We start from the raw sequence: 15256 nt of genomic DNA on the forward strand, positions 1-15256 counted from the left end.
TTGGCTTTTTATTATGTATAAACTTTATAGATTAGTCAATTGATCTTGCTACCAATGACTCTTCAGATATGCCAATTTCTATGTTAGGAATTCCGTTATTAGATTTCCAATTACCACTAGATTTTGAACCATTATTGTCTGAAATACTAATTTTTAAACTCGTAATTTCATCTAACTTGTTTCGCTTTACTTTTGAATATTTAACTGTGATACCTTTCTTTGAGAGTGCTGTCTTATAGTTTTCTAGACTAGCATCGGTTGAATGTTTTGAAATGTAAAATAAAGTACCACTATTTGCGTCGTTTTCATAATCAGTATAGGTGATTCGTTTTATTTCGCTATCTGAATACCAAGTATTGCTGTTTTTTAATTTAATGACGACAACACCATTTCTACCTTTTTCTCCATACGCTTTTATGGCTTTTTCATCTTTCAGAACAGTGACACTTTCAATGTCATTAGGGTTTAGTTTTTTTAGAGCATCTGAATGCGCTTCTTTGCTGTTAACTATAATAAGCGGTTGAGGGTTTTTGCTATTTGATAGCTGAATATTGTCAATACTACGTTGTTGCGTTTGTAGAATTTTATTTTCTTTTTTTACTATTTGAGTTGTGTTGGAGTTTACGTCCTCGTAATAAATTTGAGTTGGTTCCTTTAAACTTTCATTTACTTGCAATGAGTCTATGGTAGCATTTGTGGAGTTTTTTTGCTTTTCTTGAACCATTGAAGTTTGTAATCTGTTGGTGCTAATGCTATCTTTTTGGTCTTGAGATGTACCAACTCCAAAACTGCCATCGTCATTCATTTCAAAATAGAAAGGATCAATTCCGTTTTGGTCCTTTTTCTTATAGATAGTTGATCCATGTTTTGTAATAAATTCAATAACAATATTGGTAATCTCGTTATTGCTATTTCGTTTTATTTTATTGATAGACATTGTAACGTTATGCAATTTTAAAAACTTAGTCATTCTGTCTAAATTTTCGTTATTCATGTCTTTAGTGAACGTCACTTTTATAGATTCTGAGATGATTTGAGATGCTGGCTTCTCTTTTTGTGAATGCTTCTGAGTCTTATTTTTAGTGTGTTGTACGCTCGTATTTTTCAATTCCTCGTCAGTATAAACTCCTGCCTTTAGAATTGCTTGGTGTGCGCGTTTGGTAAGTTGATCTAAAATTGTTTTATCATAGATTTTATCATCTTCATCAAAGTGAATCGTAGCACCATTTATTCTACCTACATAGCCGCCTCCATAACCAGAGAATTCTTTGTAGATTATAAAAGGATCTATTGTACTTTTAGAATCTCCTCCACCATATTTATGATTGTTTAGTTCTAAAAAAATACTGATTAGTTCATTGTTAGCATTACGTTTTATTTGACTAAAAACTAAAGTGCCACCTTTTTGTTTAATGGCTATAGACATGCTTTTTAGTTCTTGATCTGTTGTCGTTTTTGTGACTACAAATTCAAGCGTGGAGTCTTTTTCATGAATAGCACTTACAGTATCAATATAAATCCTTTCGGTACTCATACTCGTTAGTAAACCCGCTAGAAGGGGTAAAATCAATAGATATTTCCATTGCTTGGTTTTGTTTGATCTCGTTTTGTTTAACATAAGAATTCGTTTTTTGATGGATGAATTGTAAAAATTATTAATTAATGAGATGTCATGATTAGTAACACCTGTTTTTAGTAATAAATGCTGATATTTCTTTTTGGTTTTAGAATGTATTTCTGTTTTAGAATCAGCGATGTATTCTAAATTTTGCCTTACTTCTTTTCGGTATAACCAAATCAAAGGATTAAACCAAAAGATTACGCAAGTGATTTGGGTTAACAGAATATCTATGGAGTGGAATTCGTGAGCATGGACTTTTTCGTGCGTTAATATAAGTTGAAGGTCTTCTTTGTTGTACGATTCAGGATTGTAAACAATCCATTTAAAAAATGAAAATGGCGAAATCTTATTATCAATAATGACATAAGTAAATCGCTGAGATTTCCGTTTGGGATTTTTCAGAATAAGTATAATTAATGATCCAAACTGAAGAATAAATTGTACTAAAAATACAGTAAATCCTATAATGTATAAAAGCGGTATGAGTTGAAGCCAATCAAATGCGACTTCAGTAGGAGCTGTTGCGACAAAACTTGAAGATGTTGTTAATATAGGTGCAGTTGTTTGCGATGTTATGGCTTCAACAGGTATATAAATAGGAATGACAATGAATGGGAAAACGATTGCTAAGACTAATCCGATTAAGAGAAAAAACCGGTTATGTTGAAAAAACGTTTCCTTTTTTAGTATTAGGAAAAAACACAAATAAAATATAGCGATAACAGCAGATGCTTTTAAAAGATATTCCATAGTATTATTTGTTTTCAATTAATTTAATGATCTCTTTAAGCTCGTCCACACTAATTTTTTCTTCTTTGGCGAAAAAGGACACTACATTTTTATAGGAGTTATTGAAGTAGTTTTCAATAGCAGTATTCATAAATTTAGTTTTGTAGTCCTCTTTTGAAACAATAGGAAAGTATTGATGCGTTTTACCATAAGCATTATAGCTTACATAACCTTTTTCTTCTAAATTTCTTATTATGGTTGAAAGTGTATTGTAGTGTGGTTGGTCAACTTTAATTTCTGCTAAAACATCTTTTACGAAAGCTTTTTCAAGCTTCCATAGGATGTGCATTATTTCTTCTTCCTTGTTTGTTAGTTTCTGCATGAATCATTTTTATGGGTTGTCATATAAATCAAATGTATAACTGTTTTTATAGTTATAAAACTATTTTAATAGTTATTTAACGAAAAATCTAGTTTTATATATCTGTAAAAAGTAAATAGTATCTTCGCTGCTTTAGTAAATCAAGGTATTAAAAAGTAGAATAGAGAATGAGTGTATTTTATGTTATTGCTGGTTTAGCGTTGTTAGTAGTTGGTGGCGACTTTTTAGTAAGGGCATCTGTAGGATTAAGTTTTAAACTTAAATTATCAAAATTAGTCATAGGTATGACTGTGGTATCGTTTGCGACTTCAGCTCCAGAGTTATTAGTAAGTCTGCAAGCCGCTTTAGATGGTGTTTCTGATATTGCTCTAGGAAACGTTATAGGTTCTAATATCGCCAATATTGGATTGGTTTTAGGGATTACGGCTATTATTTCGCCATTAGCAGTAGATAAGGAATTTTATAAATTAAATTGGCCAATGATGATGCTGTTGTCCTTTGTTTTATATTATTTTTTATGGAATGATAATGTTTTAAGTGCTTTGGAAGGTGTGATTATTTTTATTGCTTTAATCGTATTTCTTATTGTATTAATTAGAAGTTCAAGAAAAACCACAAAGGCCAATATGGAGGAGGTTGATGATACCCTTGCAACGGTTTCTAATTTTAAAATTACAATGTGGTTACTTATAGGTGCGGCTGGTTTGTATTTTGGTTCAGAATGGTTGGTAAATGGAGCAAAACAATTGGCAGAAGATCTTGGTGTTAGTGATTACGCTATTTCGGTAACGGTCATTGCAATAGGTACCAGTGTGCCAGAATTAGCAGCCTCAGTTATTGCTGCCTTAAAAAAAGAAAAAGCCTTGTCTCTAGGAAACCTAATAGGCTCGAATATTTTTAATATCGCTTCGGTTTTAGGTCTTACTGCAATTATTAAGCCTATAATGGTTAATCCTAATACACCACAAATACTGTCTACTAATATTTGGTGGATGATTGCATTTGCAGCTATTTTAATTCCGTTAATAATGATTCCTAAACGTTTTGAAATTGGGCGATTAAAAGGAATGTTGTTATTCGGTGCTTATTTGGTTTTCATTTATATATCTTTAAAATAGATATAAAAAAAAGCTTGTGCATAAACACAAGCCTTTTTTTATTGAAGTCAGTATAACTAATTAAGAGATATCAGCACTCTTAACCGTTTTGATTATTCTACCTGCTATTTTGTAAGGGTCACCATTAGAAGCTGGTCTTCTATCTTCTAACCAACCTTTCCAGCCTTTTTCAACTGTAATAATTGGAATACGAATTGAAGCACCTCTGTCAGATACACCATAGCTAAAATCATTAATAGATGCTGTTTCGTGATCACCTGTTAAACGTTGATCATTAAATTCTCCATAAACAGCAATATGTTCTTTTACAACTGGTCTAAAAGCCTCACAGATTTTTTCGTAAGTTTCTTTACTTCCGCAAGTTCTTAAAACTTCATTAGAGAAGTTTGCGTGCATACCAGAACCATTCCAGTCCATATCTTTACCTAATGGTTTTGGGTGGTATTCAATATAGTAGCCATACTTTTCAGTTAAACGATCTAATAAATAGCGCGCTACCCATATTTCATCACCAGCTTTTTTTGCACCTTTTGCAAATAATTGGAATTCCCATTGACCAGAAGCAACCTCTTGGTTAATACCTTCAAAGTTTAAACCAGCATCAATACATAAGTTAGCATGCTCTTCAACTAAAGATCTTCCGTGTGTGTTTTTTCCACCAACTGAACAGTAATACATACCTTGTGGTGCAGGATATCCACCAATTGGGAATCCTAAAGGTAATTGTGTTTTTGTATCCATGATGAAATATTCTTGTTCAAAACCAAACCAGAAATCATTGTCATCATCATCAATTGTTGCTCTACCATTAGAGACGTGTGGTGTTCCATCGGCATTTAAAACTTCAGTCATAACCAAGTATCCATTAATTCTATCTGGATCTGGATAAATAGCTACAGGTTTTAATAAACAATCAGAGGATCCACCTTCAGCTTGTCTAGTCGATGATCCGTCAAATGACCACATTCCTAATTCTTCTAATGTTCCTTTGAAATTTTCGTGCTCTTCTACTTTAGTTTTACTTCTTAAATTCTGAGTAGGAAAGTACCCATCTAACCAAAGGTATTCTAATTTAATTTTTGCCATAATGAAATTTTGTTTATATAATGTTACAAATATTGCGAATTTTTTCGTGCGCTCAAAAAAAATAGGGCACTTTAGTTGAAATGTTGTTAAAAATTATTGAGTACCCTATTTTTTTATGGGTGGCTTAAGAATTTTTAAATATTTCGTATTTTTGAACTAAAATTTTATCAATATGTCAACGCTAAGATTTCATGCCGTAAAAGCATCTTTAAAGCGCAAGCCTAAAAAAAATAAAGCCTATAAAAGACAATCTGAAATCTTTGGTATGCACGTCTTTAATGAAGTTACAATGCGCCAATTTTTAACTGGTGAAGGATTAAAGAGTGTTACAGAAGCTGTAAAGAAAGGTGCCAAGATAGATCGAAAGATAGCAGACCATATTGCTATAGGTATGAAGGAGTGGGCTATTACTAAAGGTGTAACGCACTATACGCATTGGTTTCAACCTTTAACGGGTGCAACCGCAGAAAAGCATGATGCTTTTTTTGAAACAATAGGAAATGGAATAGCCATTGAAAAATTTGGTGGTGGCCAGTTAGTACAGCAAGAACCTGATGCATCTAGTTTTCCAAATGGTGGCATACGAAATACATTTGAAGCCAGAGGATATACGGCTTGGGATCCTACTTCACCAGCATTTATTTATGAAGGGACATTATGTATACCTACAGTATTTGTGTCATATACAGGTGAGGCCTTAGATTATAAAACACCATTACTAAGAGCATTGCAAGCGGTAGATAGTGCTGCGGTTGCAATTTGTAAGTATTTTGATAAAAATGTAAAAAAAGTAACGGCCTCTTTAGGATGGGAACAAGAGTACTTTTTAATAGATAGAGCGTTAGCTACATCAAGACCAGATATATTACTTACCGGAAGAACACTTTTTGGGCATTCTCCTGCAAAGGGTCAGCAGTTAGATGATCATTATTTTGGTTCTATTCCTACACGAGCGATGTCTTACATGAAAGATCTAGAATACGAATGTATGTTATTAGGTATTCCTGTAAAGACCAGACATAATGAAGTTGCGCCAAACCAATTTGAATTGGCGCCAATATATGAAGAGGCGAATTTAGCTGTAGATCATAATTCATTATTAATGGATATTATGCAAAAAGTAGCTAAGCGACATGATTTTACGGTATTAATGCATGAAAAACCTTTTGATGGAGTTAATGGGTCTGGCAAACATAATAATTGGAGTCTAAGAACCAATACAGGTGTTAATTTATTGTCACCAGGGAAAACTCCTATGAGTAATCTTCAATTTTTAACGTTCTTTATTAATACGATTATTGCCGTACAAACGCACGAAGAATTGTTGAGAGCAGCCATTGCATCTGCAAGTAATGACCATCGTTTAGGTGCTAACGAAGCACCTCCAGCTATTATATCGGTATTTATTGGCGATCAATTAACCAAAGTATTAAATGAATTAGAAACTGTAACTAAAGGAAAGTTATCGCCAAAAGAAAAAACAGAACTTAAGCTTAATGTTGTTGGGAAAATTCCTGAAATATTAATGGATAACACAGATAGAAACAGAACGTCTCCTTTTGCGTTTACTGGGAATAAGTTTGAATTTAGAGCTGTTGGCTCAACTGCAAATTGTGCTAATCCTATGACAGTTTTAAATTCTATTGTTGCCCAACAACTTTTAGATTTTAAAATTGAAGTTGACGTGCTAATTGATTCTAAAGGCATGAAAAAGGATGATGCTATTTTCAATGTTTTAAGAGAATATATTAAGAAATCAAAAGATATATTGTTTGAAGGTAATGGTTATAGTAAAGACTGGGAGAAAGAAGCAAAAGCACGTGGTTTAAGTAATAACAAAACCACTCCTGAAGCTTTAAAAGTTAAAAAGTCAAAAGCTACAATCGCATTATTTGACCAATTAGGGGTTTTAAATCCGGTAGAATCTCAAGCACGATACGAAATTGAAATTGAAGAATATATCCTTCACATTCAAATAGAAAGTAGAGTAAGTGGCGATATTGCAAGAAACCATGTTGTACCAACAGCTGTTAAGTATCAAAATATATTAATTGAAAATGTTACGGGCTTAAAAAACATTTATGGAGAGCGATTTAAGGAATTCGCTAAAGAACAATTAGCATTGATAGAACAAATCTCTGAGCACATTGAGGCTATAAATTCATTAGTGACAAAAATGATAGATACCCGAAGAACGATTAATAAATTATCTGACTTGGATAAAAAAGCGGATGGTTACTGCAATAAGGTAAAGCCGCTTTATGAGGAAATAAGGAAACATTGTGATAAATTAGAAATAATGATTGACGATGAACTATGGCCTTTAACTAAATATAGAGAATTATTGTTTACTAAATAAGGTCTTAAAACCTTGTTTTTCATGGTTTTGTTAGCGTGTTGTTCGTATATCTACGTAGGTGTTTTGTTATTTTTATGTCGTTTGTCGATGACATTAAACTAGTTGTCGAAAAGGTAGCATAAAGTTGTTAAATTATTGATTGGTGTCATTTTAGATTAGTGATTATGTCGTATTTTTGTAGGGCTATTAATCAATATTTTTTAAAATGAAAAAGTTACTACTTAGTGTAGCGATACTTATTGGAGCAACATTAGTTCTTTCACAAGATAAATCGGAGGATTTAAATCAAGTGACAAAAGAGGATGTTGTAAGCCTTCAATCGACGCTTCAAGCGGAATCTTAAACAGTTTAAGATAGGTCTAAGGTATTTATTACCACTAACATAGAGGATAAAATCGAGATGCGGTTTTATCCTTTTTTTGGTTAGAGAATTTTGAGTTTTTCACTTTTTTTGATTAATATTTTTCTATATTGCGACCGCTTCAAAATCTGCAATGGGATAAACTTATTTCTAACAAATAAGGTTTATGCGTTCAAAATACAATACTATATTCCTAAGTATAGTAATGGCTCTAATTACTAATTCATCTGTTTTTGCGCAACCATCTAAATCTAATGATAGATTTAATGCGCGTAAATATGCTTTTTATGATTTTAGAGGTGCAAATGCTATTGATTTAGCGGCAGGATCAACCTTTATTGATGGTGACTATACAGAATATGCGTTAGAAAGCTATTTTAGACTTGGTTATAAATGTATAATTTCTAGTCATTTAAATGTCAACTTCATATTTAATAAATATAATATTGCGGTTAAAGATGTTTATAACCAAGGTTTTATGTCTTATGACCTTAATTTAGAACTGCTTTTAACCCCTTACACTAAATGCACACCATACGTTTATGCTGGTGGAGGCTATAATACGGCAAATTCCTTTGAATCTGCATCTACGAAAGCACAAGCAGGTTTGGGTATTGAGTATATCGTAACTTCAAATATAGGTCTAAAATTATTTGGTGAATATAATTATACCTTTACAGATGCATTAGATGGTTTGGTAGAAGGCACAACAGATGATATGCTTTTAAGGGTTGGTTTAGGACTACATATTTATTTTGGAGGCAATAAGAAAAAAGAAATGTATCAAAGAAAATTAAAAACAGTTATTAATTCCAACCTAATCATTCCTTATAATTAAACGCAATTCTTACTTTTGCAGTACCAATACAAATAAATGGTATCATGAGTAATTCGGTAAGTAAAAGATATGCGCAAAGAGGAGTTTCTGCTTCTAAAGAAGATGTTCACAATGCTATAAAGCATATAGATAAAGGTCTATTTCCTAAGGCCTTTTGTAAAATTGTTCCAGATTATTTAACTAACGACGATGATTTTTGTTTAATAATGCATGCGGATGGTGCAGGTACAAAATCATCACTAGCTTATATGTATTGGAAAGAAACAGGCGATATTTCTGTGTGGAAAGGTATTGCTCAAGATGCGTTAATTATGAATATTGATGACCTGCTTTGTGTTGGTGCTACTGATCATATTATGTTATCGTCAACAATAGGAAGGAATAAAAATTTAATTCCAGGTGAAGTTATTTCTGCGATTATAAATGGGACTGAAGAATTAATACAAGATTTAAAATCGTTTGGTGTTACCATTCATTCCACAGGAGGCGAAACAGCAGATGTTGGCGATTTAGTAAGAACCATAATTGTAGACTCTACAGTTACGGCACGTATGGAACGCCATAAGGTTATTGATAATGCTAATATCGTAGAAGGAGATGTCATTGTTGGTTTAGAATCATTCGGTCAGGCGACCTATGAAACCCAATACAATGGAGGCATGGGAAGTAATGGCTTAACCTCTGCGAGACATGATGTGTTTTCGAAATATTTAGCCGAAAAATACCCAGAAAGTTACGATGCTGCAGTACCAGAAGATTTGGTATACTCTGGCCAAACAAAACTGACAGATACTGTAGAAGATGCGCCAATCGATGCAGGTAAATTAGTATTGTCACCAACACGCACGTATGCACCAATTATTAAAGCCATTTTAGACCAATACAATAGCGAATCCATTCATGGAATGGTACATTGTAGTGGAGGAGCGCAAACTAAAATTCTTCATTTTATTGATAACCTTCATATTATAAAAGATAATATGTTTAAGGTTCCGCCGTTATTCAAACTCATACAAGAACAATCTAAAACAGATTGGAAAGAAATGTACCAAGTATTTAATTGTGGTCACCGCATGGAATTATATGTAAAGCCAGACGTAGCCAATGCGATAATTGAGATTTCTAAGAGCTTTAATGTGGATGCTAAGATTATTGGTAGAGTAGAGGCTTCTGATACAAAGAAGTTAACTATAACAAGTGAGTACGGTACATTTACATACTAATTTTTATATTATTTTTAGACATGAAAAACTATTCATGGTTTATTTTTTGCGTATTTGTTTTATGTTTTAGTGTTGGGTTTGCCCAGCCAAACACCTTATTTTTTCAAAAGAAAAAAAACGATCAAGTTGTGTTGGGTTGGCGAACGCAAAAAGAAATAGGCCTTAACCTCAATCAGGTTTCTTTTACAAACTGGAATTCTGGAGGAACTAATTCTATTTCAGGAATAATCACTGGTAAAGCATCTGCTAAATACAAACAAGAAAAATGGTTTTGGAATTCTAACTTTAATATTAATTACGGATTAAATAAACAAGAAGGTAGAGGTCTCAGAAAAACAGATGATGCTATTGAAGTAATTTCTAATGTTGGTTTAGAAAAAGATCCTAAAAGCAATTGGTTTTATTCTTCAAAATTTAGTTTCAATACACAATTGGCAAAAGGGTTTAATTATCCTGATAGAGATGAGCCAATTTCTAAGTTTTTAGCGCCTGGTTATATGTTTTTTGGAGTAGGTATGGAGTATGGTAGATTTATTGAGCGTCTTTCTTTTTATGGGTCGCCTTTTACTTTAAAAACAACCTTTGTTTTAGATGATGATTTAGCAAATAAAGGGGCATTTGGTGTGGATCCTGCGATATATGATTTAGACGGAAATATTTTAAAAGAAGGGGAAAAGGTAAAACAAGAGTTGGGTATTTTACTCACTAACCAATACCAGCAAGAGGTTTTTGAAAATATAAAAATAACGAGCCTGTTAAGACTCTACACAGATTATATTAACAGCTTTGGCAATATAGATTTAGAATGGGAGCTTAATTTTGATATGAAGGTCAATAAGTTTGTAAAAGCGTCTTTAGGTTCGCATCTTAGATATGATAATGATATTAAAGTTGAAGTTGAAACTAATGAAATGACCAATGAAGAAAATGTTATTGTTGGTCCAAAATTGCAATGGAAACAAATTTTAGGTGTAGGTGTGGTTGTAGATTTAGACAACGTTATTAAATCCAACCATAATTCTTAAGATACCAATCGCCTTTAACAGACTAATGCAGTCATTATATACCCATATTTAGACCTTCAAACTTAATACTAATGGAATTTTTAAATCAAAAACATTCTAAACTAATTGGGATTCTCATCCTCATATTTATAAACCTCATTGCGATCCTTTTAGATCATGATTTTTCTAGTAGAATTTTACGATTATTTGATTCCGTTTTGTTTTTAACGGTGTTTATCTATTTGACCAATAAGCGACCAAAGTTATTACACCTATTGTTGTTTGTCTTTTTTGTTATTCCAGATATTTGTGCGATAAATTACGACAACATTATATCTGCAAACATTTTGTCTAGTGCAAGAATGATTAGGCATATTTTAATGATTATGTATGTGGTTTCGCAATTGAATTTTAAAAAAATCAGTGCAACAGTATACGCTTCTATTTTAGTCGTAACGTTGTTAAATATATATTTAACCTATGTGGTTATAGATTTAATAAAAACCAATTTATTTAGCTTAGAGCAGTATTTTTTTATGATTATGGAAGGCGTTTTTATGCTTATTATTGGGTTTTTAGCAGCCATTTATAGTATAAGTATAATTACAGAAAAAGCGAATCAGTTTATGATTGCCACCTTTGCATTTATTTTTTCTGATATTTTATATGTATTGGCACTCTACGTAGAGATGACATCTTTATATTATTTAGATAGAATCCTTTATATAGTAGGTTTTGTATTGCTTATTAAAAGCATTACAAATAAAGAGAATGATTTAATAATGTCTAGAAAAAACTTATATAATTAGGTTGAGGCACTAAGGTAGTTGTAGTCTTCAAGTTCTGTAAGTTTGTTAATTAATTTAGTAGTGCCATTCTTTAAGAGGTATATGCTGTCTGAGGACGCTATAATATGTTGATACATATGATCTGTAATAACAATAGCCTTATGTTTTTTTTCTTCTTCAATAAGTTGTATTACGGTTTCAATATAAAGAGGCGCAAGGTGTGAAAAAGGTTCGTCTAGGAATACAATTTTGCTCTTGGTTTTTAGTATAATATAAGTTTCAATTAAACGTTTTTCTCCACCAGAAAGTAGTTTAAACTTAGAGTTTTTATGTAGAGCAAACGCATTAAAGGTGTTTATGAAAAGTGACCAGTCTAAGTTGTATAATTTAAAAATAAAGGACAATTTAAATCCGTCTGAAATAAAATTATATTGTGGTAAATATTTAGCAATTCCCGTACTATATAAAGGTTTTAAAAGTGGTTTGTGGTCTAATCGTATGAGTTTGTATTTCGGTTTTAAATTGCCAAAAGCAATGTTTAGCAAACTACTTTTTCCGCTGCCATTTAGGCCTAAAAGACCTGTTACTTTGCCGGTTTCAGCTTTAAGATAAATACCGTTTAAAATACGTTTGTTTTTAAAGTAAAGTTCTACATTATCGAGTTCAAAAATCATTTAATTCGTATATAATTTTTTTAGCTTGGTATAGTGTTGCGCAATATACATTCGTTTTGGGTCTAAGTAAATTCTTTAAAAATACTTAAATAGACAACGGTTAATATACAATCCATTAAAAACATCACCGAAAATAGTTTTAAAGGCGAAATTCCTAAATTTTTGTAGAACGTCAATTTTCGCTTGTTGTGAGTTTCACTCATGTAATACCAAACAAAAACCATAAGGAATAGTTTTGTAGCAATTACAGGAGCGATTTGCGCATTAAAAAATGCGATAACAACCGTTACAAATAACGACCAAACCACAAAAGGTTTGTAAAAGGAGAGTATAGCTAGGAAACGATACATGTTAATTAACAAACGTACTTCTTATGTAATTTATTTTTTAAATGTTGAAAATGTCCTTCTTATGGAAGCAAGAGAATCCATAAAAAAACGTATTTTTGAATTCCAATTTTTTGAAGAGCATGTTAGAGAAATTACAGATTATAAAACAACGTTTTGATGAGGTAAATGACCTTATTATTCAACCAGATATTATATCAGATCAGCAACGTTATACCAAGCTGATGAAGGAATACAAGGATCTAAAATTAATAGTAGATAAAGGCGAGATTTATAAAGAAGCTACAGATAATGTTGCCGAAGCCGAAGAAATTATTGCAGATGGTTCTGATGCCGAAATGGTAGATATGGCAAAAATGCAATTGGAAGAAGCAAAGGAAACGATAGAGAAGCTAGAAGAAGAAATTCGTTTTATGCTAATTCCTAAAGATCCAGATGATGCTAAAAATGTTGTGGTTGAAGTACGTGCAGGTACAGGTGGAGACGAAGCCAGTATATTTGCTGGTGATTTGTACAGAATGTATTCTAAATACTGTAGTGATAAAGGTTGGCGTGTAGATGTTGTAAGTCAGAGTGATGGAACATCTGGAGGTTTTAAAGAAATTATTTTTGAAGTTTCTGGTGAAGATGTTTATGGAACTTTAAAATTTGAAGCTGGTGTTCACCGTGTACAACGTGTGCCACAAACCGAAACTCAAGGTCGCGTGCATACAAGTGCAGCAACGGTTATGGTCTTACCAGAAGCAGAGGAGTTTGATTATGAATTGGATATGACAGAAGTACGTATAGAGCGTACCACATCAACAGGACCTGGTGGGCAGTCGGTAAATACAACCTATTCTGCTATTAAGTTACATCACGAGCCAACTGGCATGATTGTGAGCTGTCAAGATCAAAAATCGTCTCACAAAAACTTAGAAAAAGCCTTAAAGGTATTACGATCGCGTTTATACGATTTAGAATTAGCGAAGCAACAAGCCGCAGATTCTGAAAAACGTAAAAGTATGGTGAGTTCTGGAGATAGATCTGCTAAGATTAGAACGTATAATTATCCACAAGGTCGTGTAACAGATCACAGAATTGGTTTAACGCTTTACGATTTATCTAATATCATTAATGGTGATATTCAAAAAATAATAGACGAATTAATGTTGGCAGAAAACACAGAGTTGTTAAAAGCTAGTGATGATGTAATATAAACCTAAGCCTCTTTTTGAGGCTTTTTTTATGGACAAGAAAAAAATCATATTTCTCATAGCAGCATTTATAATCTTCGTGATGTTGTTTAGATGGTCTGGAGTCATTAGGACGTATAGTATAAGTTCAACTTCGAGCGAACCAAATTTAAAAGTTGGAACTACAATTTTAGGTTCTAGTTTAATAGCACCAAAACGATTAGACTTTGCCTATTTTAAATATTCAGATAGTTTGGATGGTTGGACAATAGTGAAACGATTAATTGCGATTCCGGCAGATACATTAGAATGTAAGAATGGGTATTATTTTGTCAATGGAAAACATATTGATGAAGCGCTTGATTTAAGATTTCTGTATAAGATGTTACCTCAAGATTATGATAGGTATGTAAAAAATAATGTTGTAAATCCAGAGTTAATTTCGCACTATAGTGCAGATACAGTTAGAGTTTTTTTAGATGATTCGTTTGTGAAAACACTTCCGGTGAAATTAGAAAGATATAATTACTCAGGTAGTAAAAATCTATCAAAAGCCATTTTTGTTAACCATCCTGATTGGAATTTTAATAATTTTGGACCCATTATAATCCCAGAAGGAAAGTACTTTTTTTCAGGCGATAATAGAGATAATTCTTATGATTCTAGGTATAGAGGATTTGTAAATGAAGCGCATATATTAGGTACAGTTTTAATTAATTTTTAAATGACAACACAACAACTCACCAACCAAATTAATAAAAAGAAATCCTTTCTTTGTATAGGATTAGACGTTGATTTAAATAAGATTCCGAAACATTTATTGCAAGAAGACGACCCTATTTTTGCGTTTAATAAAGCTATAATAGATGCAACGCATCATCTTTGTGTTGCCTACAAGCCCAATACAGCGTTTTATGAAGCGTACGGAATAAAAGGTTGGCAAGCCTTAGAGAAAACAATTAACTATCTCAACGAAAACCATCCTGATATTTACACCATTGCAGATGCTAAACGAGGTGATATTGGGAATACGAGTTCTATGTATGCTAAAGCGTTTTTTGATGACTTAGGGTTTGATAGTGTTACGGTTGCGCCTTATATGGGAAAAGATTCGGTAGAACCTTTTTTAGCGTTTAAAGATAAACATACTATTCTTTTAGCCTTAACCTCTAACCAAGGTGCTTTTGATTTTCAGACTAAAATGGTAGATGGTGTAGAATTATATAAGGAGGTTCTAGAAACATCTAAATCTTGGGAAAATTCTAAAAATTTAATGTACGTTGTTGGTGCAACTAAAGCTGAATTTTTAGGAGAAATAAGAAATATAATTCCAGATAGTTTTTTATTAGTACCTGGCGTTGGTGCGCAAGGAGGCGATCTCAAAGCAGTTTGTAAATATGGTTTAAATGATGCTGTTGGTTTGTTAATCAATTCTTCAAGAGGAATTATATATGCTTCAAATGATGAAAATTTTGCACAATCAGCGGCAAAAGAAGCAAAAAAAATGCAATCGCAAATGGCAGAGGTGCTACGTTAGCCTAGTGCCTATTT

General features: G+C 32.4%; 15 protein-coding genes. 10 read left to right on the top strand and 5 right to left on the bottom strand.

Features of this window, described 5'->3' with window-relative positions:
* Window positions 1–31: 31 nt before the first annotated feature.
* Complete coding sequence (locus HNV08_RS05795) at window positions 32–2371, bottom strand: M56 family metallopeptidase (protein ID WP_173280230.1); 2340 nt, start codon at window positions 2369–2371, stop codon at window positions 32–34.
* A gap of 4 nt (window positions 2372–2375) precedes the next feature.
* Window positions 2376–2732, bottom strand: a complete 357-nt coding sequence (locus HNV08_RS05800; RefSeq protein ID WP_173280231.1) for a BlaI/MecI/CopY family transcriptional regulator — start codon at window positions 2730–2732, stop codon at window positions 2376–2378.
* A 167-nt stretch (window positions 2733–2899) separates the two neighbouring features.
* Here HNV08_RS05800 and HNV08_RS05805 point away from each other — a divergent pair, with 167 nt between their 5' ends.
* On the top strand, window positions 2900–3850 hold the full coding sequence (locus HNV08_RS05805; RefSeq protein WP_173280232.1) for a calcium/sodium antiporter: 951 nt from the start codon (window positions 2900–2902) through the stop codon (window positions 3848–3850).
* Window positions 3851–3910: 60 nt separating this feature from the next.
* Here the strand turns inward: HNV08_RS05805 and HNV08_RS05810 are convergent, their stop codons facing one another.
* Complete coding sequence (locus HNV08_RS05810; RefSeq protein ID WP_173280233.1) at window positions 3911–4936, bottom strand: glutamine synthetase beta-grasp domain-containing protein; 1026 nt, start codon at window positions 4934–4936, stop codon at window positions 3911–3913.
* A gap of 172 nt (window positions 4937–5108) precedes the next feature.
* Here HNV08_RS05810 and HNV08_RS05815 point away from each other — a divergent pair, with 172 nt between their 5' ends.
* The 6 genes from HNV08_RS05815 to HNV08_RS05840 all read left to right on the top strand — a co-directional run bounded on the left by HNV08_RS05815 (window position 5109) and on the right by HNV08_RS05840 (window position 11530).
* On the top strand, window positions 5109–7295 hold the full coding sequence (locus HNV08_RS05815) for a glutamine synthetase III family protein (protein ID WP_173280234.1): 2187 nt from the start codon (window positions 5109–5111) through the stop codon (window positions 7293–7295).
* A 205-nt stretch (window positions 7296–7500) separates the two neighbouring features.
* On the top strand, window positions 7501–7638 hold the full coding sequence (locus HNV08_RS05820) for a hypothetical protein (RefSeq protein ID WP_173280235.1): 138 nt from the start codon (window positions 7501–7503) through the stop codon (window positions 7636–7638).
* Window positions 7639–7861: 223 nt separating this feature from the next.
* Entirely contained in the window at window positions 7862–8494 is a 633-nt protein-coding gene (locus HNV08_RS05825) for a Curli production assembly/transport component CsgG (RefSeq protein ID WP_194241979.1), read from the top strand.
* A gap of 44 nt (window positions 8495–8538) precedes the next feature.
* Entirely contained in the window at window positions 8539–9717 is a 1179-nt protein-coding gene (locus HNV08_RS05830; RefSeq protein ID WP_173280236.1) for an AIR synthase related protein, read from the top strand.
* Between the two features lie 20 nt (window positions 9718–9737).
* Window positions 9738–10742: a DUF3078 domain-containing protein gene (locus HNV08_RS05835; RefSeq protein ID WP_173280237.1), complete on the top strand. Its 1005-nt coding sequence runs from the start codon at window positions 9738–9740 to the stop codon at window positions 10740–10742.
* A gap of 71 nt (window positions 10743–10813) precedes the next feature.
* Window positions 10814–11530, top strand: coding sequence for a hypothetical protein (locus tag HNV08_RS05840; RefSeq protein ID WP_173280238.1), 717 nt, complete (start codon window positions 10814–10816; stop codon window positions 11528–11530).
* On the opposite strand, the gene HNV08_RS05845 is transcribed toward HNV08_RS05840, so the two are convergent.
* Complete coding sequence (locus tag HNV08_RS05845) at window positions 11527–12183, bottom strand: ATP-binding cassette domain-containing protein (protein ID WP_173280239.1); 657 nt, start codon at window positions 12181–12183, stop codon at window positions 11527–11529. The genes HNV08_RS05840 and HNV08_RS05845 overlap by 4 nt on opposite strands.
* A gap of 62 nt (window positions 12184–12245) precedes the next feature.
* The gene (locus HNV08_RS05850; RefSeq protein ID WP_173280240.1) at window positions 12246–12533 is read right to left on the bottom strand and encodes a hypothetical protein; all 288 of its coding nucleotides are present in this window, start codon (window positions 12531–12533) and stop codon (window positions 12246–12248) included.
* Between the two features lie 119 nt (window positions 12534–12652).
* On the opposite strand from HNV08_RS05850, the gene prfA reads away from it, so the two are divergent.
* The 3 genes from prfA to pyrF are packed head-to-tail and all read left to right on the top strand — an operon-like array spanning window position 12653 to window position 15242.
* Complete coding sequence (prfA, locus tag HNV08_RS05855; protein WP_173280241.1) at window positions 12653–13729, top strand: peptide chain release factor 1; 1077 nt, start codon at window positions 12653–12655, stop codon at window positions 13727–13729.
* A 28-nt stretch (window positions 13730–13757) separates the two neighbouring features.
* Window positions 13758–14429: a signal peptidase I gene (gene lepB / locus HNV08_RS05860; protein ID WP_173280242.1), complete on the top strand. Its 672-nt coding sequence runs from the start codon at window positions 13758–13760 to the stop codon at window positions 14427–14429.
* Entirely contained in the window at window positions 14430–15242 is an 813-nt protein-coding gene (gene pyrF, locus HNV08_RS05865) for an orotidine-5'-phosphate decarboxylase (protein WP_173280243.1), read from the top strand. It abuts the gene before it with no gap.
* Window positions 15243–15256 lie beyond the last annotated feature (14 nt).

The organism is Winogradskyella eckloniae, from assembly GCF_013249045.1.
Classification (GTDB): Bacteria; Bacteroidota; Bacteroidia; order Flavobacteriales; family Flavobacteriaceae; genus Winogradskyella; species Winogradskyella eckloniae.